This is a genomic window from Streptomyces sp. CMB-StM0423 (assembly GCF_002847285.1).
Taxonomy (GTDB): domain Bacteria; phylum Actinomycetota; class Actinomycetes; order Streptomycetales; family Streptomycetaceae; genus Streptomyces.
In genome coordinates this window covers 6,568,527-6,592,208 of the sequence record NZ_CP025407.1, presented here as the reverse complement: position 1 = coordinate 6,592,208, position 23,682 = coordinate 6,568,527, and the positions used below count along the sequence as shown (strand labels likewise).

The window sequence follows — 23,682 nt, the reverse complement described above, 5'->3', positions numbered from 1 at the left end:
CGGGTCGGGCACGTCGGGTCGGGCACATGGAGTCAGGCGCATGGAGTCAGGCGCATGGAGTCAGGCGCATCAGGTCGGGGTGTGACGTCGCGGGTCTGGCCTCGGGACGGGTGCCCGGCACGGGGCCGTCAGGGGGCCAGCCAGCCCGGGCGGACCATCCCCGACTCGTACGCCAGCACCACCAACTGCGCCCGGTCGCGCACTCCCAGCTTCGTCATGATCCGGCTCACGTGCGTCTTCGCCGTCGCCGGGCTCAGCACCAGCCGGGCCGCGATCTCGTCGTTCGTCAGCCCCGCGGCGACCAGTTGCATCACCTCGGCCTCCCGCTCCGTCAGCGCGTTCAGCCGCGGGCTCGGCTCCGGCGCCTTCACCCGGCCGGCGAACTCGGCGATCAGCCGCCGCGTCACCGACGGGCTGATCAGCGCGTCGCCGCGGGCCGCCACCCGCACCGCGTGGATCAGCTCCTCCGGCTCGGTGTCCTTGACCAGGAACCCTGCGGCACCGGCGCGCAGCGCCCCGTACACGTAGTCGTCGAGGTCGAACGTCGTCAGGATGACGACCCGGACGTCCGCCAGCCGCTCGTCCGCGGCGATCCGCCGGGCCGCCTCCAGGCCGTCGGTGCCCGGCATCCGGATGTCCATCAGGACGACGTCGGGGCGCAGTTCGCGGCACGCGGCCACCGCCTCGTCGCCGTCGCTCGCCTCCCCGACCACGTCGAGGTCGTCCTCGTCCGCCAGGATCGAGCGGAAGCCGGCGCGCACCAGCTTCTGGTCGTCCGCGAGCAGAATCCTGATCATGCCTGGGCGTGCTCCGTTCCGTAGGGCAGCAGGGCGGTGACGGCGAAGCCGGCGCCTTCCGGCAGCGGGCCCGCGGCCAGCTCCCCGCCGACCGCCCGCGCCCGCTCCCGCATCCCGCCGATGCCGCTGCCACTGCCGCCGCCGACCGCGGCGGCGCCGGGCCCGGTGCCGGATCCGTTGCCGGCGCGGGCGTCGGCGGCGGCGCCCCGGCCGTCGTCCTCCACCGCAAGCCGCAGTTCCCGCTCACCGTAGTCCAGCCGTACGGTCACGGACGTGGCCCCCCGCGCATGCCGCGCGACGTTCGTCAGCGACTCCTGCACCACCCGGTACGCGGTCAGATCCAGCTCCGCGGGCAGCGTCCGCTCCGCACCCGCCACCACCGTCTGCACCCGCAGCCCCGCCGTGTCCGCCGCCCGCTCCGTCAGCTCGCCCAGCCGCGCCAGCCCCGGCGCGGGCGCCGTCGGCGCCTCGTCGTCGACCTGCCGCAGCACCCCCAGCGTGGTGCGCAGCTCGCGCAGCGCCTCGCGGCTGGTCTCCTTGATGGTGGCCAGCGCGTCGGCGGCGGCCGGGTCGGGGGCGTCGCTCTTCTTCAGCCGGTGCAGGGCGGCGCCGGACTGAACGTTGATCAGCGAGATGTTGTGCCCGATGACATCGTGCAACTCGCGTGCGATGCGCAGCCGTTCCTCGGTCGCGCGCCGGCGCGCCTCGCCCTCGACGTGCGCGCGCCGGCCGTGCCACATCGCGCCCAGCGCCACCACGGCGACCACCCAGCCGGTGAGCATGAACAGCGCGATGCCGTTGACGTCGTCGTTGCCCGACAGCGTCCCGGCCGCGGTGCCGGCGACGACGAGCGCCCCCAGCGCCGCCGCCGCGCGCAGCCGCCCCGCGGCGGCCGCGCAGTACAGCGCGATGACGAGCACCACGAACAGCGGGCCGTCGTACGCGCTGCTCACGTAGTAGACGCCGACGACCGGGATGACGAACGCACCCACGGCGACCGGACGACGCCGGGCGAAGTACAGCGCCCCGCAGGCCAGCGCGATCAGCGCCCAGCCCAGCGCCGTCGTCGCCCACGGCTCCCGGCGCTGGCCGACGAGCGCCTGCACCGTGCCCAGCGCCACCAGCGCACCCGTCCCGGCCGCGAGGGCGGTGTCCGCCGCGCGGCCCTGGGGCAGGCGGAGCTGACGTACGGGCAGGGGCATGACCCCAGCGTACGTGCCCGGGCGCACGCCCCGGAGCGAAGGCGCCGACCCCCGCGAGCCCGGCCCGTACGGCCCGCAACGAGCGAGCACACACGGCGGAAGCCCGCCGCCCCCCGGAGGGGACGACGGGCTTCCGTCTGTCGTACTGCGTACTACTACCCGGGCCGGCAGGCCCGCGATCAGCTCTGGCCGCCGGCCAGCTTCTCGCGGAGAGCCGCCAGCGCCTCGTCCGAGGCCAGCGCGCCGGAGTCATCCGCACCCTCGGAGGAGTACGAACCGCCGCCGGACGGGGCCGGCGCCGAGTCGCCCGCCTCGGCCGCCGCCTGGGCGTCGGCCTCGCGGGACTTGACGACCTGCGCCTGGTGCTGCTCGAAGCGGGTGTGGGCCTCGGCGTACTGGCCCTCCCACTCCTCGCGCTGCTTCTCGTACCCGTCGAGCCACTCGTTGGTCTCGGGGTCGAAGCCCTCGGGGTAGATGTAGTTGCCCTGGTCGTCGTACGACGCCGCCATGCCGTAGAGCGTGGGGTCGAAGTCGACGGCCATCGGGTCGGGACCGAAGGTCTCGTTCGCCTGCTTCAGCGAGAGGCTGATGCGGCGGCGCTCCAGGTCGATGTCGATGACCTTGACGAAGATCTCGTCGCCGACCTGGACGACCTGCTCCGGGATCTCCACGTGCCGCTCGGCCAGCTCGGAGATGTGGACCAGGCCCTCGATGCCCTCGTCGACGCGGACGAACGCGCCGAACGGGACCAGCTTCGTGACCTTGCCGGGCACGACCTGACCGATCTGGTGCGTGCGCGCGAACTGCTGCCACGGGTCTTCCTGGGTCGCCTTCAGGGACAGCGAGACGCGCTCGCGGTCCATGTCGACGTCCAGGACCTCGACCGTGACCTCCTGGCCGACCTCGACGACCTCGGACGGGTGGTCGATGTGCTTCCAGGACAGCTCGGACACGTGCACCAGGCCGTCCACGCCGCCCAGGTCCACGAAGGCGCCGAAGTTGACGATCGAGGAGACCACACCCGACCGCACCTGACCCTTCTGGAGGGTGGTGAGGAAGGTCTGGCGGACCTCGGACTGGGTCTGCTCAAGCCAGGCACGGCGGGACAGAACCACGTTGTTCCGGTTCTTGTCCAGCTCGATGATCTTGGCTTCGAGCTCCTTGCCGACATAGGGCTGAAGGTCGCGCACGCGGCGCATCTCGACCAGCGACGCGGGCAGGAAGCCCCGCAGGCCGATGTCGAGGATGAGACCGCCCTTGACGACCTCGATGACGGTACCGGTGACGATGCCGTCCTCTTCCTTGATCTTCTCGATGGTGCCCCACGCACGCTCGTACTGCGCGCGCTTCTTCGAGAGGATCAGCCGGCCTTCCTTATCCTCCTTCTGGAGGACAAGGGCCTCGATCTCGTCGCCGACGGCGACGACCTCATTCGGGTCGACGTCGTGCTTGATCGAGAGTTCCCGGGAAGGGATGACACCCTCGGTCTTGTAGCCGATGTCGAGCAGGACCTCGTCCCGGTCGACCTTCACGATGACGCCGTCGACGATGTCGCCGTCGTTGAAGTACTTGATCGTCTCGTCGATCGCGGCGAGGAAGGCTTCCTCGGAACCGATGTCGTTGACCGCGACCTGCGTCGGGGCGGCCGCGGTGTTCTCGGTGCTGCTCGTCATGTGGGATTGGGCTCCGGTACGGGCAAGTTGAGTCGTCGTCACTCCACGCCGTGAGCCCTGTGATCGCACCGCCGAAGCCGGACAGCCTAAGAGGCGCTTTCCCGACTCCACCCGGGAGTCCGGCAGCGCCTCGTGAACCGAGGGGACATACAACAGATGCGAGCGCGACCTGCTCCGTCCGAGGCGCGCAGGCCCGCAGCGCAACTTGTAGCATACGGGGGCAGCCGGGCATGGTCAATGCGCGAAGAGTGCACCTGGGGCATGCCGCCCCATACCCGGCAGTAGTGGCGCTGCGTCACTCTCGCGCGTGGCAGGAAGGTACACCCACGGGTCCGGCCGATGGTCCACGAGTACGAAAACAGTGCGGACGGTGTCGGCGGGGCCGCTGACGCGGATGTTCCGGCAGAGGCTACCCGACGGCCCGTCCCCTCGCGGGAAACCCGCCAAGCGAGCCGTGGTTGGTGGGACCGCAACGCCGACGACTACCAGCGCGAGCACGGCGGCTTCCTCGGCGGCGCGGACGGCGCCCGCTTCATCTGGGGCCCCGAAGGGCTGGACGAGGCCGAGGCCCGGCTGCTCGGTCCCCCGGATTCGCTGACCGGGCGGACGGTGCTGGAGGTGGGCGCGGGGGCGGCACAGTGCTCGCGCTGGCTCGCGGAGCAGGGGGCGCGGCCCGTAGCACTGGACCTCTCCCACCGTCAGTTGCAGCACGCGCGCCGCCTGGCCCTCGAAGCGCCCGAACAGGCCGCGCCGTTCCCGCTGCTGCAGGCGGACGCGACGGCGCTGCCGTTTCGCGACGGGGCGTTCGACCTGGCCTGCTCCGCGTACGGCGCGGTGCCGTTCGTCGCCGCACCGGTCACGGTGATGCGGGAGGTCAGACGGGTGCTGCGGCCCGGAGGACGGTGGGTCTTCTCCGTCACGCACCCGGTGCGCTGGGCGTTCCCGGACGAACCGGGGCCCGAGGGGCTGTCCGTCGCCGCGTCCTACTTCGACCGCATGCCGTACGTCGAACAGGACGAAGAGGGGCGCGCACTGTACGTCGAGCACCACCGGACGCTCGGCGACCGCGTGCGCGACGTGGTGGGGGGCGGGTTCCGGCTGCTGGACCTCGTGGAGCCGGAGTGGCCGCAGTGGCACGACCAGGAGTGGGGCGGTTGGTCGCCGCTGCGCGGGCACCTGATCCCCGGCACGGCGATCTTCGTCTGCGAAGCGGCCTGAGAGGTTGCGGCGGGCGGAGGCCCGGGGCGGCAGGGGCGGCCGGGGCGCGGTCCGTAGCACACTGGCGTCCGTGGCCCTCCGCTCCGACGCACTCGACGCCCTGCCCGTACGGCACGCGCTGCCCGCCCTGCACGCGGCCCTCGAAGGCCCCGGCGTCGCCGTGCTCGGAGCGCCGCCCGGCACCGGCAAGACCACGCTCGTGCCGCTGGCCCTCGCCGGACTCGTCCCCGGCGCCGGCGGCACGCCCCGCGGGGTGCTCGTCGCCGAACCCCGCCGCATGGCGGCGCGGGCCGCCGCACGCCGCATGGCGTGGCTGCTCGGCGAAGAGACCGGCGACCGGGTCGGGTTCACCGTCCGCGGCGAGCGCCGCGCCGGGCCCCGCACCCGCGTCGAGGTCGTCACCACCGGCGTCCTCCTGCAACGCCTCCAGCGCGACCCCGAGTTGGCCGGCGTGGACGCCGTACTCCTCGACGAGTGCCACGAACGGCACCTCGACGCCGACACCGCGCTCGCCTTCCTCGTCGACGTACGCGCCGCCCTCCGCCCCGAACTGCGGCTCGTCGCCGCCTCCGCCACCTCCGACACCGCCGCCTGGGCGCGCCTCCTCACCGCGCCCGACGCCGCCGAGCCCGCCCCCGTCGTACGCGGCGAAGGCACGATGCACGCCGTCGCGATCGGCTACCGCCCCCCGCCCGCCGGCGTACGCCCCGCCCACGGCACCCGCGTCGACCCGGCGCTGCTGGCCCACATCGCCGACGTCGTACGCGAAGGGCTGCGCCGGCCGGACGGCGACGTGCTGTGCTTCCTGCCGGGCATCGGCGAGATCGCCCGGGTCGCCGGACTGCTGACGGACACGGCCGCGGACGTACTGCAGTTGCACGGGCAGGCACCGGCCGAGGTGCAGAACGCCGTGCTGCGCGGCAGCGCCCCCGGCGAGCGGCGCGTGATCCTCTCGACCGCGGTCGCCGAATCCAGCCTGACCGTGCCGGGGGTGCGGATCGTCGTCGACGGGGGACTCGCGCGCGAGCCGCGCATGGACCACGCCCGCGGGCTCGGGGCGCTCACGACCGTACGGGTATCCGCCGCCACCGCCACGCAGCGGCTGGGCCGCGCCGGGCGCGAAGGCCCCGGGCTGGCCCTGCGCTGCTGGCCGGAGGCCGAGGACGGGCGGTTGCCGCGGTACCCGTCGCCGGAGATCGCCGTCGCCGACCTGGCCGGCTTCGCCCTGCAAGCCGCCTGCTGGGGCGACCCCGACGCCACCGGGCTCGCCCTGCTCGACGCCCCGCCGCCGGGCGCGCTCGCCGCCGCCCGCGACGTGCTGCGGGCGGTCGGCGCCGTGGACGCCGCCGGCCGCCCGACGCCCCGCGGCAACCGCCTCGCCGGCCTCGGCCTGCACCCCCGGCTCGGCCGCGCCCTGCTCGACGCCGCCGCGGAAGCCGGCCCCGGCGCAGCAGCGGAGGCGGTGGCGCTGCTCAGCGAGGAGCCGCCGCGCTCGTACGGCGACGACCTCGCCGCCGCCTGGCGCCGCGCCCGCCGCGGCGGCGACGCCTACGCCCCCCGCTGGCGCCGCGAAGCCCAGCGCCTGCGGCGCGCGCTGCGGACACCGGCGGGCGAGCGGAACCGGGACGACGAGCCCGGCGCCGCGTCGCGCACACCGGACACCGGCGAAGGCACAGCCCCGCCCGCGGAAGCCACCGCCGGCAGCGCCGCCGGGCGCACCGCTCCATCCCGCGCCCCCGCCCGCGAAGGCGGCGGCGGGCCCGGCGACGACGCCGTCGCCGGTCTCGTCGCCGCGCTCGCCTTCCCCGAGCGCGTCGCCCGGGGGCGCGGCGACGGGTCGTACCTCATGGCGTCCGGCACCCGCGTGGAGACCGGCGCCGAATCCGCCCTGCGCGGGCAGCCGTGGCTCGCCGTCGCCGTCGCCGACCGGCCCGTCGGCGCCGCCGGCGCCCGGCTGCGGCTCGGCGCCCCCCTCGACGAGGCCACCGCGCTACGGGCCGCGGAAACCCTGCTCCGCACCGAGGCCGAGGTCACCTGGTCCACCGAGCGGCACGAAACCGTCGCCCGCCACGTCACCCGCCTCGGCGCCGTCGAACTCCGCGCCCGGCCCCTCCCCCGCCCCGACCCCGACCGCCTCCGGGCCGCCCGCCTCGACGGGCTGCGCCGCGAAGGCACCGCCCTGCTGCGCTGGTCCGAGCACGCCCGCGCGCTACGCCGCCGGCTGGCCTTCCTGCACGGCGCACTCGGCGACCCCTGGCCCGACGTCTCCGACGACGCACTCCTCGCCCGCGCCGGCGACTGGCTGGACGACGACCCGCGCCGCATCGACGCCGGCCGCGTACTCCAGGGAATCCTCCCCTGGGCCCGCGGCGAAGCCGCCCGCCTCGACGAACTCGCCCCGGAACGCATCGAGGTGCCCAGCGGCTCCCGCATCCGCGTCGACTACGACGACCCGCAGCAGCCCGTGCTCGCCGTCAAGCTCCAGGAACTCTTCGGCCTCGACCGGACCCCGCGGATCGCGGACGGCCGCGTACCGCTCCAGGTGCACCTGCTGTCACCCGCCGGCCGCCCCGCAGCCGTCACCGCGGACCTGGAGTCCTTCTGGCGGCAGGGCTACCCCGCGGTCCGCGCCGAGCTGCGCGGCCGCTACCCGAAGCACCCCTGGCCCGAGGACCCGGCCACCGCCACGCCCACCCGGCACACCACGCGCCGCACGAACGCCGGCCGCTGACCGGCGGGGCCGGCGGTCCGCCGGCCCCGCACGCCCTGCTCGCCCTATGCGGCGCCCTGCTCGACGGTCAGCTCCAGCGTCAGTGTCACGCCCTCGCTCGTCGTCAGCCGCAGCAGGTACGTCCCGGCCGCGTCGCCCGCCTGAATCGTCGGCAGCTTCACCGTGCCGTTCCCGTCCGTGGTCAGGTTCAGCTTGCGGACCGGGTTGCCCTCCGCGTCCTTGAAGAACGGGCCCTTGTCGTTCTGCTCGCCGGCCTCCGTGACCATCGCCGCCGTCACCGGCGCCTCCACGGCCGGGCCGCCCCGGTACGTCACCTTGGCCTCGACGGTGCCGAACTCACCGCCCGCCGCCGCCGTCAGCGCCGCGTCACCGACCCGGGCCAGCCCGTACGACGCCTCCACCTCGGCGGCGAAGTCCACCGGGCTCACGCCGCTGCCCGCCGTGGCGCGGATCGTGAAGTCCCCGGTCAACTTGCCCGCCTCGACCACGGGCGCCGTCGCGTAACCCGAGCTGTTGGTGGTCACGGACGCGGTCTTCCCGCCACCGGCGAAGACGGCGCCGGTCTGGCCGCTGATGGTGAACGTCACCGTCTTGCCGGACACGCCGGTGCCGCGCGAGGTCACGCCCCGCACCTTCGGGCGCTCGGCGAAGTCGGCGCCGGTGTACGCGGTGGACGACTGCGGGCTCGCCACGCGCAGATCCGCGATGGTCGGTGCCGGCGACGGGTCGTCGGGGTCCTCGCCCCCGCCGGACGGCGGCGGTTCGGTGGGGCCGGGGCTGGGGCTGTTGCCGCCCTTGCCCTCGTCCTTGCTGCCGCCCTTGCCGTCGTCGCCGCTGCCGCCGCCCTTGCCCGGCCGGTCGCTTCCCGGCGGGCTCGGCGAGGGGGTCGGCGTGTTGATGCCGTCGCTGCGGTCGCCCGGGTCGGCGCCGCTGCCGTCCGGCACCGAGTCGGCGCCGCCCTCCTTGTAGAAGTCGTACCAGGTCAGAACAGTACGGAGATACGACTCCGACTGGTTGTACCCGAGGATGGCGGCTTCCAGGTCGGCCTGCGAGGACAGATCACGCCCGCCCGCGCACAGATAGCGCCCGGCGGCCAGGGCCGCGTCGTAGACGTTTTCCGGATTCCGCTCGCCGTCGTCGTTGCCGTCGCTGCCCCAGGTGGCCCAGGTCGAGGGGATGAACTGCATGGGGCCGACGGCACGGTCGTGGGTGGTGTCCCCGTCGTACTCGCCGCCGTCGGTGTCCGTGATGTTGGCGAAGCCGTTGCCGTTCAGCACGGGGCCGAGGATCGGATTCCGGGTCGTACCGTCCGCGGTCACGTCACCGCCGCGCGCGTGCCCCGACTCGACCCGGCCTATGGCCGCCAGCAGCTCCCACTCCAGGTTGCACCCGGGATTCGTGCTCGCGAGCCGGCTCTCGGCCTGCTTGTACGCGTCGAGAACGGTCGCCGGGATGCCGGAGTCGTCGGCCTCGTCCTCCAGTTCGTCACCGGGCGAGGGGTTGGCGCTCTCCAGCGGCGGCAGGTCGGTGTAATAAGGGGAGCCACCCGTGATCGAGTCCTCCCCGCCGCCGGGCGCCTGGTCAGGGGCGCTCTTCCCGGGGGCGTCGGGCCCCGCGGAGAGCCCCGGCGCCTGTGAGGCCGTGAGCGCCGCCATCGCGGCGGCGGCCACCGCCGCGGTCATCGCACCCTTGCGCAGTCGTCGTCGCGTCGGCGCAGACATCGCCTACCCGTCCCCTCCGTAGGTCTGCAGGCTCCCCCGCACAGCAATGCTCGCGACCATACGTCAAGTTGATGCCGCGTTCTACCGCCTGTGGATGAACGGTGACCGCACCCGCACACCCCGCGGATACCCCTAGGACACCGGCGAGGCAGAGATAGGGGTGGGGTCAGTACTTCGGCCCGACGTGCGCGTCCATGAGCGCGACGGAAGCACGCCTGGCGACGGAGACGTTGAACGGATCGGAGCCGCGGGCGAGGGTCGACCACTCGACACCGACCCGGTCGAGGGCGTCGGTGAACAGCTTGCGGATGTCGTCGGACTTGTTGCTGAAGAAGTAGCGCGGGTACTCGTACCGCTTGCGCCTGCCGGCGACGAGACGGGTCGTCCAGTTCGTGATCCGGCACCCGTCCGAGTGGATAAGCCCGCGGATGAAGGGCCAGGGACGCCGGTCGAGGATCTCCTGCTGCCATGGCTCGGCCGCGATCCGGCGCTTGTGCTTCTTGCCGGGGCCGTGCTGGGGGAACAGGCATGGCAGATGCCGGGAGTAGACCTTCACGTTGTGGCAGCCCGTCCGTGCGACCGAGCAGACCTTGTTGTGCGGGAAGACGGCGCTCATCGCACGGCGGCAGTCGCGCATCAGGCCGGGCCACGCGTCGGCACAGGTGATCACGAGGCTGGGAACCCGGTGTCCGGAGTACCGGACGATGTGGCCGTCGCCCAGGTAGAGGCCCAGGAGGTAGGCGTAGGCCGTGTCGTCCAGCGGCCGGCCGTCGCAGCGCGGACACGGCCGGTCCGGCGTACCGGGTAACGTCCCGCGCCTGGCCCGGTCCCGGTGGAGCCAGTAGCCAACGGTCCCTACGGGGATGCCGAGGTTTCGGGCGACGTCGGCGTTCCGCGCGCCTGTGTGCAGCAGGGCGAGTGCCCGATCACGTACATCCGTGCCGTGCGTGTGCATAGAACGACTGTGCGCGACCGAACGCGGCCGCACCGGTGCATCGCCGGAATTCACGAGAATGATGCACTCCGGTCGAGCGAGAAGTGCCCGGTGTGGGATTCGAACCCACAAGCCCGAAGGCACGGCTGTTTGAGAGCCGCGTGTGTACCAGTTCCACCAACCGGGCTCGCTCTGTGCGGGCCCAAGCCTACCGCGTACTCACCGCTCCCCGCGGGGTCGGTACCCTCGTGGGTGCCCCCCTATCGCAGCCAGGCAATACCCCGAGGAGCACCGTGAGCGCCCCCGAGACCCCCGAAACCCCGGAGGACATCGCCGCCGCCAGCGCCGGAGGCGACGAGCACGTGCCGCCGCTGACCACGCGGGTCGTCATCGCGGAGGACGAGGCCCTCATCCGGCTCGATCTGAAGGAGATGCTGGAGGAGGAGGGGTACACCGTCGTCGGGGAGGCGGGGGACGGGGAGACCGCGGTGCAGTTGGCGCGGGAGATGCAGCCGGATCTGGTGATCCTGGATGTGAAGATGCCCGTGCTCGACGGGATCTCCGCCGCCGAGCGGATCGCCGCCGACTCCATCGCGCCGGTGCTCATGCTCACCGCGTTCTCCCAGCGCGAGCTGGTGGAGCGGGCGCGGGACGCGGGCGCCATGGCGTATCTGGTGAAGCCGTTCAGCAAGGGTGACGTGGTGCCGGCCATCGAGATGGCCGTCTCGCGCTACACGGAGCTGAAGACGCTGGAGAAGGAGGTCGTCGACCTCACGCAGCGGCTGGAGACGCGGAAGCTGGTGGACCGGGCGAAGAGCATCCTGCAGACCGAGTACGGGCTGTCGGAGCCGGCGGCGTTCCGGTGGATCCAGAAGACGTCGATGGACCGCCGGCTGTCGATGCAGCAGGTGGCCGAGGCCGTGATCGAGGACGACGCGGAGAAGAAGGCCAAGAAGAAGCAGGGTTAGTCCGCGGAGCCGCTGCGGGGCTTCCGTGCGACCCGCGCCGCGAACGTGCGCGAGCGGCCCGTGCCCCCCTCCCCGGGGCGCGGGCCGCTCTGGCTGTGCGGTGGGTGCTCAGTCTTCGCCGAGGTACGCCTTGCGCACGGACTCGTCGTGCAGCAGTTCCTCTCCGGTGCCCGACAGGACGACCTTGCCGACCTCCATCACGTGACCGTGGTCGGCGATGGAGAGCGCGGCCTGGGCGTTCTGCTCGACGAGCAGGATGGTGGTGCCCTGGGCCTTCAGCTCCCGGATCGTCTCCATGATCTTCTGCATCATGATCGGCGAGAGGCCCATGGAGGGCTCGTCGAGCATGAGCAGCTTGGGCCGGGACATCAGGGCCCTGCCCATGGCGAGCATCTGCTGCTCGCCGCCGGACAGGGTGCCGGCTGCCTGCTTGCGCCGTTCGCCGAGGATGGGGAACAGCTCGTAGCACATCTTGATGTCCTGCTCGATGCCCGCCGCGTCCTTCCGGAGGAAGGCGCCGAGTTGGAGGTTCTCGGTGATGGTGAGGCGGGGGAAGAGCCGGCGGCCCTCCGGGGAGTGGGCGAGGCCCATGGCGACGATCTTGTGGGCGCCGACGCCGTTGAGCGGCGTGCCGTCGAAGAAGATCTTGCCGCCGGAGGGCTTCAGCAGTCCGGAGAGGGTGCGCAGGGTCGTGGTCTTGCCGGCGCCGTTGGTGCCGATGAGGGTGACGACCTCGCCGCTCTGGACGCTGAACGAGATGCCCTTGACGGCTTCGATCTTGCCGTAGGCGACCTTCAGGTCGTCGACCTGCAGTAGCGCGGTCACGCGTCGCCCTCCTTGCTCGTCTGGGGGGCGCTGGTGCTCCCGGTGTTCTTGGCGACCGCGTCCTCGGCGGCGGCGACCTCGTCGGCGGCCTCGTCCTCGGGGACGCCCTCGTAGGGGGTCCCGAGGTACGCGGCCACGACGCGTTCGTCGCTCTGGACGACCTCCGGGGTGCCCTCGACCAGCTTCTCGCCCTGGACGAGGACGGCGACGCGGTCGCAGAGGCCGAAGATGAACCGCATGTCGTGCTCGATGACGAGCACCGAGATGCCCTGCTCGCGGATCGCGAAGACCAGCTCGCGGGTGGCCCGGGTCTCCTGCGGGTTCATGCCCGCGGTGGGCTCGTCGAGGAGCAGCAGCCCCGGTTCGCTCGCCAGCGCCCGGGCGATCTCCAGCTTGCGCTGTTCGCCGTAGGGGAGGTTGCGGGCGAGGTGGTCGCGCTTGGCGGCCAGCCCGGTGAACTCCAGCAGTTCCATGGCGCGCGCTTCCGACGCCCGCTCCGCCCGTTTGAAGCCGGGGTTGCGCAGCAGCGCGGACCACAGCCCTTCGTGGGTGCGGGTGTGCCGGCCGACGAGGACGTTTTCCAGGACCGTCATGTTGGCGAAGAGACGGATGTTCTGGAAGGTACGGGCGATGCCCGCCTCGGTGACGCGGTGGGAGCGGTGCGGCAGGACCGTGCCCTTGTATCTGACCGTGCCCTCGGTGGGGATGTAGAGCCCGGTCATGCAGTTGAAGAAGGTGGTCTTGCCGGCGCCGTTGGGGCCGATGAGCCCGACGATCTCGCCTTGGTCGACGGTGAGGTCGACGTTGCGTACGGCGGTGAGGCCGCCGAAGCGCATGGTGACGCCGCGGGCGTCCAGGACGGTCCCGCCGCCCGGTCCCTTGGCGGGGACGGTATCGCTGACCATCTGTGTCACACCCCCACCTTCTTGCCGAGGTCGGTATCTTCCTTGGGCACGTCCAACTGCCCGGTGTCGTGGAACTCGAGCTGCTTCCGGCGGTCGGCGATGAGTCCTTCCGGACGGAAGCGCATGAGGAGGACCAGCGCCACGCCGAAGAGCAGCAGTTGGTATTCCTGGACGAACTGCAGCTTGGCGGGGATCAGGTAGAGCAGCGATGCGCCGATGAGCGGGCCGCTGACGGTGCCCATGCCGCCGAGGATGACGGCCGCCAGCAGGAACGCGGAGTTCGGCGGCACGGCTTCGACGAACTTGTACTGGGTCGGCGTGACGGTGTACGTCACGTGCGCCTGTACGGTGCCCGCCATGCCGGCCAGGGTGGCGCCGAGCGCGAACGCGAGGAGCTTGAGCCGGAAGGCGTTGATGCCCATGGCGCGGGCGGCGGTCTCGTCCTCGCGGATGGCGACCCAGGCACGGCCGATGCGCGACTGGTCCGCGCGCCGGAAGATCGTGACGATCACGACGGTGAACAGCAGCATGAGCAGGAAGTAGTTGGAGAACCTGCCCAGCTCCTGGCCGAGGATGGTGTGCTCCTCGCCGAGGTTGAAGCCGAAGATCTCCAGCTCCGGGATGTTCGGGATGCCGTTGGGGCCGTTGGTGACGTCGGGCCCGGAGTCGCCGTCGAGGTTCTGCACGCCGATGCGGAAGATCTCGCCGAACCCGAGGGTGACGATGGCGAGGTAGTCGCCGCGCAGCCGCAGGGTCGGGGCGCCGATGAGCACGCCGAAGACGAGCGACGCCGCGGCGCCGGTGAGCACGGCCGCCCAGAACGGGAAGGTGACCCCGATGCTGGAGGTGGGTGCGCCGGAGACCAGGGCGGCGGTGTACGCGCCGACGCCGAGGAAGGCGACGTAGCCGAGGTCGAGCAGGCCCGCCAGGCCGACGACGACGTTGAGGCCGAGCGCCACGGTGGCGAAGATGAGGATGTTGGTGCCGATGCTGGCGTAGGCGTCGTTGCTCTGGGTGAACGGGAAGGCGAACGCGGCGACGAAGGCCGCGGTCACGGTCACGTTCCGGTGCTTGGCGGTGAGCTGGCCCAGTTGCCGGGTGAGGCCCGCGCGGCCCACGGCGGGGAACGCGAAGGAGACGAGCACCATGTAGCCGATGAAGAGTTCGGCGTAGTCGGTGTCGATGCCGAACGTGAAGACGTACAGGCCGAGGGCGAAGGCGGCGGAGATGATGACGATCTCCACCCAGCCCGGCAGGTCCCGCACCCGCCCCGGGACCGGCGCCTTCAGCGAGTGCACCAGTTGCGCCCAGGGGTTGGCGGGCGGGTCCTCGGCGTCCACGGGGACGTCCGACGGCAGCCCGAGCGTGCCGATGACGGCGATCAGGGCCATCGCGACGGCGACGTAGCCGCCGGGGTCGACGTTGATCAGGCCGCCGAGGTTCTTGACGATGGCGCCGAAGGTGTAGCCGGTGACACCGAGGGTGCCGAGCGCGAGCAGCCGTACCGCGCTGTTGGCGCCGCCGGGGGTGAGCCAGCGCAGTCCGCGCAGGCCGCTGCCGGAGAGCAGGAACAGCAGGGTGAGCAGGGCGCCGGTGAGCGTCAGGAGCTGCAGCCCGCCGGGGTAGCCGTAGACGGTGAGGTTGCCCGGGAACTCCTCCGTGTAGGTCCACGAGAGGAAGGTCGAGACGAAGGTGCCGAAGGCGCCGGCGTAGGCGAGCAGCCGGGCGGGGCCCGGCGGCAGGGGCAGCGCGCCGCCCGCGGCGGATGGGGTGTTCTTCTCCAGGGTGGTCATCGCTATCACGCCCGATCCGCGACGCGTTCGCCCAAGAGGCCCTGGGGCCGCAAGAGCAGTACGAGAATGAGCAGGACGAACGCCCAGACGTCCTTCCACGCACCGCCGCCGAGCTGCTCCATGCCGGGGATGTCGGCGATGTAGGCGGTGGCCATGGCCTCGGAGAGCCCGAGGACTACGCCGCCGATCATGGCGCCGTAGATGTTGCCGATGCCGCCGAGGACGGCGGCGGTGAATGCCTTGAGGCCGGCGATGAAGCCCATCTTGAAGTTGACCTCGCCGTAGCGGAGGCCGTGGGCGATGGCCGCGATGGCCGCGAAGGCGGCGCCGATGGCGAAGGCCATGACGATGATGCGGTCGGTGTTGATGCCCATGAGCTTGGCCGTGTCCGGGTCCTGCGACGTGGCCTGCATGGCGCGGCCGGTGCGGGTCTTGGAGACGAAGAAGCCGAGGGCGATCATGCACACGGGGGCGGCGATGAGCAGGTAGAGCTCGCCGCGTTCGATGGTGAACGCGCCGAAGTCGATGCGCGGGCCGGAGAACTCGGGGAAGGGCCGCGACTTCGTGGCTTCGGGGTACCAGGCCCAGATGGCCTGCTGGAGGGCGATGGACAGGCCGATCGCGGTGATAAGAGGGGCGAGGCGGGGTGCGCCGCGCAAGGGGCGGTAGGCGAAGCGTTCCGCGCCGACGCCGACGAGCACGGAGCAGATGACGGCCATGAGGATCATCAGCGGCAGGGCGACGAGCAGGCTGGTGCCGTTCGGCATCCACAGCCACATCGTCAGGGCGCCGAAGCCGCCGATCATGAATATCTCGCCGTGGGCGAAGTTGATGAGCTGGACGATGCCGTACACCATCGTGTAGCCGATGGCTATGAGCCCGTACAAGGCGCCGAGTAGCAGGCCGTTGGCAAGTTGCTGCGGCAGATCGTTCACCGCTGGGCCTCCGAGTGGGTGTCAGATATGGCCGCGCGGGGGGCGCTGTGTGCGCCCCCCGCGCCGCTTGCGGTCTGTGTGATCAATGGGCGGTGGTGGTCGCCCCTGTCAGCCTTCGAACTCGCCGCTGGTCAGCGGCACGTGCTCGCCGTCCTTGACCTGGTACAGCGACAGTTGCTTGTTCGTGGTGTCGCCGAACTCGTCGAAGCCGACGCTGCCGGTCACGCCCTCGAAGGAAACGTCGTTCATGGCCTCGGTGATGGCCTTGCGGGCCTCGTCCGCGTCACCGGGCAGCTCGCCGTCGTTGTCCTCGACGACGGTCTTCACGGCCTGGATGATGGCCCAGGCGGAGTCGTAGGAGTAGCCGCCGTACGCCTCGAAGGCGTCCTCGTAGCCGGCCGCCTCGTAGTTCTTGATGAACTCCTTGGCGGTGTCCAGCTCGGTCAGCGGGGCGCCGACGGAGCTGGCCATGTCGCCCTCGGCGTTCTCCTTGGCCAGGGCCACGTACTCGGCGCTGAACAGCGCGTCGCCGCCGACGGTCGGGATCTTGGCCCCGGCCTTCTTGACCTGGGCGGCCAGCGGGGCGCCGGCCGGGTACTCGCCGCCGTAGTAGACGAAGTCGGCGCCGGAGTTCTTGACCTTCGTGGCGATGGCCGCGAAGTCCTTGTCGTCGGGGTTGACGTGGTCGGTCCCGACGACCTTGCCGCCGAGCTTCTCGAACTCGTCGGCGAAGGTGCCGGCGAGGCCGGCGCCGTAGGTCTTCTTGTCGTCGATGACGAAGACCTTCTTCAGCTTCTCCTCGTTGAAGAGGTACTGCGCCGCGTACGGGCCCTGGATCGCGTCGGTGGTGGACACGCGGAAGTACGTGTCGAACGGCCGCGTCTTGTTGCCGGACTGCCACTCCTCGCCCTGGGTCAGGGCGGGGTTGGTGTTGGCGGGCGAGACCTGGGCCAGGTCGGCGTCGGCGAAGACCTTCTGCATGGACTGGCCGACGTCGGAGTTGAGCGGGCCGACGACGCCCATGACGTCCTCGTTGCCGACGAGCTTGGTGGCGTTCTGCTGGCCCTGCTGGGCCTGCGCGACGTCGTCGAGGGGCTCGAGCTCGAACGTGACGCCCTTGACCTCCTCGTTCTCGTTGGCCGTCTTCACGGCGAGCTCGGCGGAGTTCTGGATGCCGATGCCCAGGGCGGAGAGGTCACCCGTCAGCGGCGCGTCGAGGCCGATAACGACGGTCGTTCCGTCGCCACCGCCCCCGTCTTCGCTGTCGTCGTCGCGGGAACCGCAAGCAGACAGCGTGAGAGCCCCTGCGGTGACCGCAGTGGTGAGTATGAGCAAGGAACGGTGACGCACGATCTGTCCTTTCCCCTGGCGCGGCCTCGACTGCGCAGAGTGGGCCGGTGCACGCGGCAGGTGTCGGAAGGTGACCTGCTGCGCGGTGACTGGGCGTGACTCTAAGCCGCCCCGGGTCGAGGGGGCAGAGGTGCAGGCAATGCTGTGACTCTCTTGTTATGACCCTTACAGCCACCTTCCGCGTCGGCGGGCGTGGTCTGTGCCGGATCCGCGGAGTCCGGACGCCCGAACGGGCGCGAAGCCGCTGCTGATGTCCTATGCGCCGGGAGCCGCCCGCGGGGCGGGTTCGCATATCGTACGCAGCGCCCGGGACAGTTCGGCGGCGTAGGTCCCGCCGAGGATGGAGCTGTAGTCCTGTATTGCGCGCGTGTTACGCAGCGTTACGCGCAGCGAGGGCAGGCTCGCGTCGAGGGGGAGCCCCGCGCACCGGACGACCTCGAACCTGACGGTGACCCGGGTGGGTTGGCCTTCGGCGAGGTCCAGCGGCAGCGCGGGCCGGACGGACAGCTTCAGGCCGCTGTAGCCCTGGGTGATCTTCTCCAGGAAGGCGCCGCTGTCCGACGTGGCCATGAGCTGGGCGTCAAAGGAGCTATCGCCAGCTTTGGGGGTTTCTATCCCGAGAAAGGAGAAATGAGTGGACTGGATCGGATACGGCACAGGGGCGGGCGGCTCCGGCTCCGGCCGTGTGGCCAGGGCGTATACGCCGGCGGCGGCCAGCACGGCGAGTCCGGTGCCGACGGCGGCGCGCCGGCGGGAGCGGGGCGGCAGCGCCGTCCAGCGCTCGCCGAGGCGCGGCCCCGCGGAGCCGCCGCCGAGGACCTCCGCGGGCGGGCCGGGGTCCGGCTCTGGGCCGGGCTCGGGCCGGGTGGGGGCGCTCATGGCGGACAGAGTAAGGGCGTTCGGCCCGCTGCGCAGCGGGCCGAACGCACCCGCGTCCGACTACCGAACGTACGCGACGGCGGCGGGAGCCGGGGCCGGTGCCCCGTTCCCGCCGCCGTCGTCCGTACGCGGCCCGCGGCCGGTCCCCCAGGACGCCGTCAGCGTCCCGGCGGGCCGGCGGCCGGGCGGGGTGCGGTCAGAAGTCCCACTCGGCGTCGTCGAGTTCGGCCCGCTTCTCGCTGTCCGCGCCTGCGAACGCGGTGCCCGCCATGCCCGCGGCGAGGGTGGCGCCGTCGGCGGGGTCGATCAGCAGGAACGAGCCGGTGCGCCGGCAGTCGCCGTAGGCGTCCATCGGCAGCGGCTCCGAGGTGCGGAGCACGACGCGGCCGATGTCGTTGACCTCCAGGGACCCCGGGGCGGGGTGGTGGGAGAGGTCGTCGAGCGTGAGCCGGTCGGGGATCTGCTTGACGATCGCCTTGACGGTGCGGGTGGTGTGCTTGAGCAGCACCCGGGCGCCGGGGGTGAGCGCGGTGTCGTGCAGGTGGCAGACGGTGGCCTGGATGTCCTGCGTGGCGTCGGGGGCCTGCTCGCTGGGGGCGATCATGTCGCCGCGGGAGATGTCGATGTCGTCGGCGAGCCGGATGGTGACCGACTGCGGCGCCCACGCGGCGTCGACGCTCTCGCCCAGCACGTCGATGGCGGCGATGCTGGAGGTGCGGCCGGAGGGCAGCACGGTGACGGGCTGGCCGACGTGGAAGATGCCGGAGGCGATCTTCCCGGCGTAGCCGCGGTAGTCGCGGTGCTCCGCGGTCTGCGGGCGGATCACGTACTGCACGGGGAAGCGGGTCACGCGGCCGCGCGGGTCGTGGTCGATCTGGACGGTCTCCAGGTGCTCCAGCACCGTGGGGCCCGCGTACCAGTCCATGACGGCCGACGGGGTGACGACGTTGTCGCCCTCCAGCGCCGAGATCGGGATGGTGGTCACGGCGGGCACGCCGAGGGCCTTGGCGTACTTGGTGAACTCGGCGGCGATGGTGGCGAAGACGTCCTCCGCGTAGTCGACGAGGTCCATCTTGTTGACGGCCAGGACCACGTGCGGCACGCGCAGCAGCGCGGCGACCGCGGCGTGCCTGCGGGTCTGCTCGACGACGCCGTGCCGGGCGTCCACGAGGATGACCGCCAGCTCGGCGGTGGAGGCGCCGGTGACCATGTTGCGGGTGTACTGCACGTGGCCGGGGGTGTCGGCGAGGATGAAGCGGCGCCGCGGGGTGGCGAAGTAGCGGTACGCCACGTCGATGGTGATGCCCTGCTCGCGCTCGGCGCGCAGCCCGTCGGTGAGCAGCGCCAGGTCGGGGGTCTCCTGTCCGCGGCTGGCGGAGGCGCGCTCGACGGCCTCCAACTGGTCCGCGAGGACCGACTTGGAGTCGTGCAGCAGCCGGCCCACAAGGGTCGACTTGCCGTCGTCGACGCTGCCCGCGGTGGCGAAGCGCAGCAGGGAGACCTCGGTGAGCGCGGCCGGCTCCGTGGTGGGGGCGGGTGGGTTCACAGTCATGATCAGAAGTAGCCTTCGCGCTTGCGGTCTTCCATGGCGGCCTCGGACATCTTGTCGTCGGCCCTGGTGGCGCCGCGCTCGGTGAGGCGGGTGGCGGCGATCTCGGCGATGACCTTCTCGATGGTGTCGGCGTCGGAGTCGACGGCACCGGTGCAGGACATGTCGCCGACGGTGCGGTAGCGCACCGTGCGGGTCTCGACGCGCTCGCCCTGCTTGGCGCCGCCCCACTCGCCGGGGGCGAGCCACATGCCGCTGCGGAGGAAGACCTCGCGGCGGTGCGCGTAGTAGATCTCCGGGAGCACGATCTTCTCGCGGGCGATGTACTGCCAGACGTCCAGCTCGGTGAAGTTGGACAGCGGGAAGACCCGGACGTGCTCGCCGACGGCGTGCTTGCCGTTGTAGAGCTGCCACAGCTCGGGGCGCTGGCGGCGCGGGTCCCAGCCGCCGAACTCGTCGCGCAGGGAGAAGATGCGCTCCTTGGCGCGGGCCTTCTCCTCGTCGCGGCGGCCGCCGCCGAAGACCGCGTCGTAGCGGGCCTCCTCGATGGCGCGCAGCAGCGGCACGGTCTGCAGCGGGTTGCGGGTGCCGTCGGCGCGCTCCTTGAGCTCGCCGCGGTCGATGAAGTCCTGGACGGAGGCGACGTGCAGCCGCAGGTTGTGCTGCGCGGCGACGCGGTCGCGGTACTCCAGCACCTCGGGGAAGTTGTGCCCCGTGTCGACGTGCAGGAGCGCGAACGGCGGCGGGGCCGGCGCGAACGCCTTCAGCGCCAGGTGGAGCATCACGATGGAGTCCTTGCCGCCGGAGAAGAGAATCACCGGACGCTCGAACTCCCCCGCGACCTCGCGGAAGATGTGCACCGCCTCGGACTCCAGCACGTCCAGGTGCGGCAACTGGAAGTCCTGGGCGGCGGCCTGCTCGAACTGGCTCATGCGAGACCTCGTTCCACCAGTGCGGCGTGAAGCATCGCCGCGGATTCTTCGACACTCTGCTCGTGCGTGGGGATGCGCAGATCGGGGTCCGCGGGCGGCTCGTACGGGTCGTCCACGCCGGTGAGTCCGGAGATCTCGCCGGCCGCCTGCTTCGCGTAGAGGCCCTTCACGTCGCGCTCGGCGCAGACGTCGACGGGCGTGGCCACGTGCACCTCCACATACGTCGTACCCTCCGTCTGGTGGCGCTTGCGCACCGCCTCGCGGCTGTCCGCGTACGGGGCGATCACCGGCACGAGGACCTTGACGCCGTGCGACGCGAGAAGCTCGGCGACGAAGCCGATGCGCTGCACGTTGGTGTGGCGGTCCACCCGGGAGAAGCCGAGGCCGGCGGTGAGGAATTCCCGGATCTCGTCGCCGTCCAGCACCTCCACCCGGTGGCCGGCGTCCTGGAGCCGCTCGCCGAAGGTGCGCGCCAGCGTCGTCTTGCCGGCGCTGGGCAGGCCGGTGAGCCAGATCGTGGCGCCGCGCGCGTGTACGCCGTCGGCGCCGGGTGCGTTGTCAGGCACTCCCACTCCCGTGAATCTCCTCGAAAAGTGCCTCCCACTGCGGATGGACCGCCTCGGGAGTGTAGGAGCGCGACGTCTGCAGTGCCGCCGCTCCCATGTCGGCCCGTAGGCCCTCGTCGTCCATGAGCTGCCCCATGGCCTCGGCGAGCCCGTCCACGTCCTTCCGGGGCACCAGCAGCCCGTCCTTCCCGTGGGTGAGCACGTCGGCGGGGCCCGTCGGGCAGTCGAAGCTGACCACGGGGAGTCCGTGGGTCATCGATTCGATCATCACCATGGGCAGGCCCTCGAACCGCGAGCTGAGCACATAAAACGATGCTCTCGCAAGTTCGTCGTCCAGTTTGTGCGTGTGCCCCATCAGAAAGACGTGGTTGTACAGGTGGTTCTCGTCGATCAGCCGGCGCAGCTCGGCCTTCTTCTCGCCGGTGCCGAAAATGCGCAACTGCCAGTCGGGGAACTTCTCCACGAGCTGCGCCCACGCGGGGATCAGCATGTCGAAGCCCTTCTGGGGGAAGAGCCGGCCGGCGGCCACGGCGATGTGTTCCGCGTAGGTGGTCAGTTTCTTGTCGCCGGTGTGCACGGCGTTGGGGATGCGGACGACGCGGGTGCCGGGCAGCAGCTCCTGGTAGTCCTCGCGGTCACCGTGGGTGAGGACGGCGACGGCGTCGAACCGGGGGTACTCGCGCTGGATGGCGGTGCGGATGTCCGACGGGTGCGTGCCCAGGTTCATGTGCTCCTGGGCGATCTTGTGGCAGGAGCGCGGGGTGAACCGGGCGGTGAGGAAGTTCAGCCCGGGGCGGGTCGGGACGATCACCGCGTCGCGCTGCCGCTCCAGCCAGTCGATGACGGTGTCCTCGATGTGGCGGTTGTAGCGCTCGTACGCGAACTCCCCCGACGGGATGTGCCGCGGCGGCTGGCCCTCGCGCTCGACGCGCTTCTCCGCCGCCCGGGGGCCGGCCGCGGCCAGCTCCGCCTCGCGGACGCCGGGCCGCTGGTCGACCAGGGTGGTGACGGTGACCTCCGGGTGGAGGGGGAAGTGGAACTCGTCGCGGGTGCGCTGCATGCTGGCGATCTCGACGTCGTGGCCCGCGGCGGCCATGGACCCGGCCTGGTTGAACACGGTGCGGATGGTCCCGCCGGTGCCGTAGGCGTGCATGAGCAGATAGCGGATCTTCATGAGGCCGGCAGTACCTCGACGGAGAGGTTGTCCTTGATGGTGTAGTACGGCTTGACCTCGACGTCCGCGCCGTCGATCCGGGCGGGCTGGCCGGGGAAGACCATGATGTTCTTCTTGCCGGTGATCCCGTCGAGGTGGCGGCCGGCGCGCAGCCGGACCTCCGCGTCGCCCTCGCCCGCGGCCAGGTGGATGTCCCACTGGGCCGGGGTGGTGAGCCCCGCGGGCGCCAGGTCGGCGACGGGCACCGTGACGTCGAACCCGCCGTCGGCAAGCTCCGCCGGATAGCGCAACTGCTGGTCCTCCTGGTCGCGCCGGACGAGGAGCATCTCCCAGGGGCCGGCGCCGCCGTCGGTGACGCCGTGCAGGCTGCCGGTGAGGCGGACGGCGCCGTCACGGGGCCAGACCTCGGCGATCTCGGCGTGCGGCTCGCGGCCGGCGGCCGCGGCGTCCCGGTCCTCCGCCCGGCCCTCGACGTAGCCCCAGGCGGCGCTGATCTCGCGCAGCGGCTCGGGGATCTCCTCGGCGGCGGGCAGCGCGCGGCCGGCCTGTACCTGGCCGCTGCGGATCTTGTCCTTCCAGTCGCCGAGGCCCTTCTTGTAGCCGGCCTGGTTCTGGGAGCCGTAGTCGAGCATGCCGGGCTCGAAGTCGATCTCCAGGTAGGAGCAGATGCCCTTCATGGCCGACTCGGGGTCGTCGGTCAGCTCCTCGTAGCGCACGACGTGCCCCGGCAGGGCCTGGCGGGCGCGTTCGGTGGCGCGCATGTAGCGCAGCGCGTCGAGGGCGGCCTCCTCCTCGGTGCGCTTCTCCGGGTCGGCCTCGTACCAGGAGCGGGCGATGGAGGCGGGGTGGCGGAGCAGGAAGATGAACCGGGCGTCGGGCCAGCAGGCGGCGATGCGCTTGTACGCGAAGGTGTTGCTGGGCGTCTTCTCCACCAGGAAGTCCTTGCCGGAGCGCACCAGCTCACGGTGGAGCACCCGGTCCCAGATCAGGTGCTCCAGGTCGCCGCGCTCCAGGCCGAGCTCGGCCATGGCGCGCTCGGCGAGCTTGGTGCTGGTGGTGACCTCCAGCCGGCGGAAGTGCAGCTCGTGCGCGGAGTGCAGGCGCGAGTGCGCGTTGAGGAGCAGGCGCAGCAGGGTGGAGCCGGAGCGTACCGGCGACATGATGAACACCGGCCGCCGGAGCAGCCGGTCGACTTCGGGATCCTCCGGGGGGCGGTACGCGACCTGCGCGACAGGCTTCGGCTCCGCGGGCTCCTGGATCGGGGCGGGTTTCGGGGCAGGCGCATGCGGCAGCCCGGCCTTGCGGATCTCGAAACCCGTGGTTGCGCCGAGCTTGTGATTGAGCTTCCGGAGGAGGTTCATGCGCCCCGAGGCTAGAAGGCGTTTGTGAGACGAGCAACGTACCCGCGCGGCATGTTCGTTAAACGTGCAGGTCATAGCTAGTTTGATTCACGCCGAGTGGCGCTGGTCACAGCGACCTCGGGGCGCCGGGGCAGACCTGCGGGATCCCGTCCCGGGCACTGCCTCTCAC

General features: G+C 71.7%; 19 protein-coding genes and 1 tRNA gene. 3 read left to right on the top strand and 17 right to left on the bottom strand.

Features of this window, described 5'->3' with window-relative positions:
* Window positions 1-128: 128 nt before the first annotated feature.
* The 3 genes from CXR04_RS28655 to rpsA all read right to left on the bottom strand — a co-directional run bounded on the left by CXR04_RS28655 (window position 129) and on the right by rpsA (window position 3,672).
* Window positions 129-797, bottom strand: coding sequence for a response regulator (locus CXR04_RS28655; RefSeq protein WP_101425126.1), 669 nt, complete (start codon window positions 795-797; stop codon window positions 129-131).
* Window positions 794-1,999: a sensor histidine kinase gene (locus tag CXR04_RS28650; RefSeq protein ID WP_101425125.1), complete on the bottom strand. Its 1,206-nt coding sequence runs from the start codon at window positions 1,997-1,999 to the stop codon at window positions 794-796. Before CXR04_RS28650 ends, CXR04_RS28655 begins: the two co-directional genes overlap by 4 nt.
* Window positions 2,000-2,178: 179 nt before the next feature.
* The gene (gene rpsA, locus CXR04_RS28645) at window positions 2,179-3,672 is read right to left on the bottom strand and encodes a 30S ribosomal protein S1 (RefSeq protein ID WP_101425124.1); all 1,494 of its coding nucleotides are present in this window, start codon (window positions 3,670-3,672) and stop codon (window positions 2,179-2,181) included.
* Window positions 3,673-4,011: 339 nt separating this feature from the next.
* On the opposite strand from rpsA, the gene CXR04_RS28640 reads away from it, so the two are divergent.
* Together CXR04_RS28640 and CXR04_RS28635 are read left to right on the top strand one after the other, a co-directional pair.
* Window positions 4,012-4,890 carry a class I SAM-dependent methyltransferase gene (locus CXR04_RS28640; protein WP_101425123.1) on the top strand — a complete coding sequence of 293 codons (879 nt, stop codon included), beginning with the start codon at window positions 4,012-4,014 and terminating at the stop codon, window positions 4,888-4,890.
* 70 nt (window positions 4,891-4,960) lie between these two features.
* Window positions 4,961-7,621, top strand: a complete 2,661-nt coding sequence (locus tag CXR04_RS28635; protein ID WP_101426657.1) for an ATP-dependent RNA helicase — start codon at window positions 4,961-4,963, stop codon at window positions 7,619-7,621.
* Window positions 7,622-7,665: 44 nt separating this feature from the next.
* Here CXR04_RS28635 and CXR04_RS28630 read toward each other — a convergent pair whose 3' ends face one another.
* The 3 genes from CXR04_RS28630 to CXR04_RS28620 all read right to left on the bottom strand — a co-directional run bounded on the left by CXR04_RS28630 (window position 7,666) and on the right by CXR04_RS28620 (window position 10,463).
* Complete coding sequence (locus CXR04_RS28630; protein WP_101426656.1) at window positions 7,666-9,102, bottom strand: lytic transglycosylase domain-containing protein; 1,437 nt, start codon at window positions 9,100-9,102, stop codon at window positions 7,666-7,668.
* A 406-nt stretch (window positions 9,103-9,508) separates the two neighbouring features.
* A complete protein-coding gene (locus CXR04_RS28625; protein ID WP_101425122.1) occupies window positions 9,509-10,297 on the bottom strand; it encodes a terminase gpP N-terminus-related DNA-binding protein in 789 nt (262 codons plus the stop codon).
* An 84-nt stretch (window positions 10,298-10,381) separates the two neighbouring features.
* Window positions 10,382-10,463: transfer RNA gene (locus CXR04_RS28620), tRNA-Leu, on the bottom strand.
* Window positions 10,464-10,569: 106 nt separating this feature from the next.
* Here CXR04_RS28620 and CXR04_RS28615 point away from each other — a divergent pair.
* On the top strand, window positions 10,570-11,244 hold the full coding sequence (locus CXR04_RS28615) for an ANTAR domain-containing response regulator (RefSeq protein WP_101425121.1): 675 nt from the start codon (window positions 10,570-10,572) through the stop codon (window positions 11,242-11,244).
* A gap of 108 nt (window positions 11,245-11,352) precedes the next feature.
* Here the strand turns inward: CXR04_RS28615 and CXR04_RS28610 are convergent, their stop codons facing one another.
* From CXR04_RS28610 to CXR04_RS28560, 11 genes are all read right to left on the bottom strand, one after another.
* The gene (locus CXR04_RS28610) at window positions 11,353-12,069 is read right to left on the bottom strand and encodes an ABC transporter ATP-binding protein (protein WP_101425120.1); all 717 of its coding nucleotides are present in this window, start codon (window positions 12,067-12,069) and stop codon (window positions 11,353-11,355) included.
* Window positions 12,066-12,974 carry an ABC transporter ATP-binding protein gene (locus CXR04_RS28605; RefSeq protein ID WP_101425119.1) on the bottom strand — a complete coding sequence of 303 codons (909 nt, stop codon included), beginning with the start codon at window positions 12,972-12,974 and terminating at the stop codon, window positions 12,066-12,068. Before CXR04_RS28605 ends, CXR04_RS28610 begins: the two co-directional genes overlap by 4 nt.
* 5 nt (window positions 12,975-12,979) lie before the next feature.
* On the bottom strand, window positions 12,980-14,767 hold the full coding sequence (locus CXR04_RS28600; RefSeq protein WP_101425118.1) for a branched-chain amino acid ABC transporter permease: 1,788 nt from the start codon (window positions 14,765-14,767) through the stop codon (window positions 12,980-12,982).
* 5 nt (window positions 14,768-14,772) lie between these two features.
* Entirely contained in the window at window positions 14,773-15,702 is a 930-nt protein-coding gene (locus CXR04_RS28595) for a branched-chain amino acid ABC transporter permease (protein WP_101425117.1), read from the bottom strand.
* Between the two features lie 108 nt (window positions 15,703-15,810).
* The gene (locus CXR04_RS28590; protein WP_101425116.1) at window positions 15,811-17,052 is read right to left on the bottom strand and encodes a branched-chain amino acid ABC transporter substrate-binding protein; all 1,242 of its coding nucleotides are present in this window, start codon (window positions 17,050-17,052) and stop codon (window positions 15,811-15,813) included.
* Between the two features lie 255 nt (window positions 17,053-17,307).
* Entirely contained in the window at window positions 17,308-17,931 is a 624-nt protein-coding gene (locus CXR04_RS28585) for a hypothetical protein (RefSeq protein ID WP_101425115.1), read from the bottom strand.
* Window positions 17,932-18,127: 196 nt separating this feature from the next.
* Window positions 18,128-19,483 (bottom strand): sulfate adenylyltransferase subunit 1, encoded by a 1,356-nt coding sequence (locus CXR04_RS28580; RefSeq protein ID WP_101425114.1) that lies wholly within the window; start codon window positions 19,481-19,483, stop codon window positions 18,128-18,130.
* Between the two features lie 2 nt (window positions 19,484-19,485).
* Window positions 19,486-20,412, bottom strand: coding sequence for a sulfate adenylyltransferase subunit CysD (gene cysD, locus CXR04_RS28575; RefSeq protein ID WP_101425113.1), 927 nt, complete (start codon window positions 20,410-20,412; stop codon window positions 19,486-19,488).
* Complete coding sequence (gene cysC / locus CXR04_RS28570) at window positions 20,409-20,978, bottom strand: adenylyl-sulfate kinase (RefSeq protein ID WP_101425112.1); 570 nt, start codon at window positions 20,976-20,978, stop codon at window positions 20,409-20,411. The genes cysD and cysC overlap by 4 nt, the downstream gene beginning before the upstream one ends.
* The gene (locus tag CXR04_RS28565; RefSeq protein WP_101425111.1) at window positions 20,971-22,152 is read right to left on the bottom strand and encodes a glycosyltransferase family 4 protein; all 1,182 of its coding nucleotides are present in this window, start codon (window positions 22,150-22,152) and stop codon (window positions 20,971-20,973) included. The genes cysC and CXR04_RS28565 overlap by 8 nt, the downstream gene beginning before the upstream one ends.
* Window positions 22,149-23,513 carry a sulfotransferase family protein gene (locus tag CXR04_RS28560; protein WP_199850550.1) on the bottom strand — a complete coding sequence of 455 codons (1,365 nt, stop codon included), beginning with the start codon at window positions 23,511-23,513 and terminating at the stop codon, window positions 22,149-22,151. The genes CXR04_RS28565 and CXR04_RS28560 overlap by 4 nt, the downstream gene beginning before the upstream one ends.
* Window positions 23,514-23,682: the final 169 nt, after the last annotated feature.

What these genes read in the sequence shown, in the direction of transcription:
- CXR04_RS28655 (WP_101425126.1), bottom strand. Translation starts at nt 797, where the DNA reads ATGATCAGGATTCTGCTCGCGGACGACCAGAAGCTGGTGCGCGCCGGC.
- CXR04_RS28650 (WP_101425125.1), bottom strand. Translation starts at nt 1,999, where the DNA reads ATGCCCCTGCCCGTACGTCAGCTCCGCCTGCCCCAGGGCCGCGCGGCG.
- rpsA (WP_101425124.1), bottom strand. Translation starts at nt 3,672, where the DNA reads ATGACGAGCAGCACCGAGAACACCGCGGCCGCCCCGACGCAGGTCGCG.
- CXR04_RS28640 (WP_101425123.1), top strand. Translation starts at nt 4,012, where the DNA reads ATGGTCCACGAGTACGAAAACAGTGCGGACGGTGTCGGCGGGGCCGCT.
- CXR04_RS28625 (WP_101425122.1), bottom strand. Translation starts at nt 10,297, where the DNA reads ATGCACACGCACGGCACGGATGTACGTGATCGGGCACTCGCCCTGCTG.
- CXR04_RS28605 (WP_101425119.1), bottom strand. Translation starts at nt 12,974, where the DNA reads ATGGTCAGCGATACCGTCCCCGCCAAGGGACCGGGCGGCGGGACCGTC.
- CXR04_RS28600 (WP_101425118.1), bottom strand. Translation starts at nt 14,767, where the DNA reads ATGACCACCCTGGAGAAGAACACCCCATCCGCCGCGGGCGGCGCGCTG.
- CXR04_RS28585 (WP_101425115.1), bottom strand. Translation starts at nt 17,931, where the DNA reads ATGAGCGCCCCCACCCGGCCCGAGCCCGGCCCAGAGCCGGACCCCGGC.
- CXR04_RS28580 (WP_101425114.1), bottom strand. Translation starts at nt 19,483, where the DNA reads ATGACTGTGAACCCACCCGCCCCCACCACGGAGCCGGCCGCGCTCACC.
- cysD (WP_101425113.1), bottom strand. Translation starts at nt 20,412, where the DNA reads ATGAGCCAGTTCGAGCAGGCCGCCGCCCAGGACTTCCAGTTGCCGCAC.
- CXR04_RS28565 (WP_101425111.1), bottom strand. Translation starts at nt 22,152, where the DNA reads ATGAAGATCCGCTATCTGCTCATGCACGCCTACGGCACCGGCGGGACC.
- CXR04_RS28560 (WP_199850550.1), bottom strand. Translation starts at nt 23,513, where the DNA reads ATGAACCTCCTCCGGAAGCTCAATCACAAGCTCGGCGCAACCACGGGT.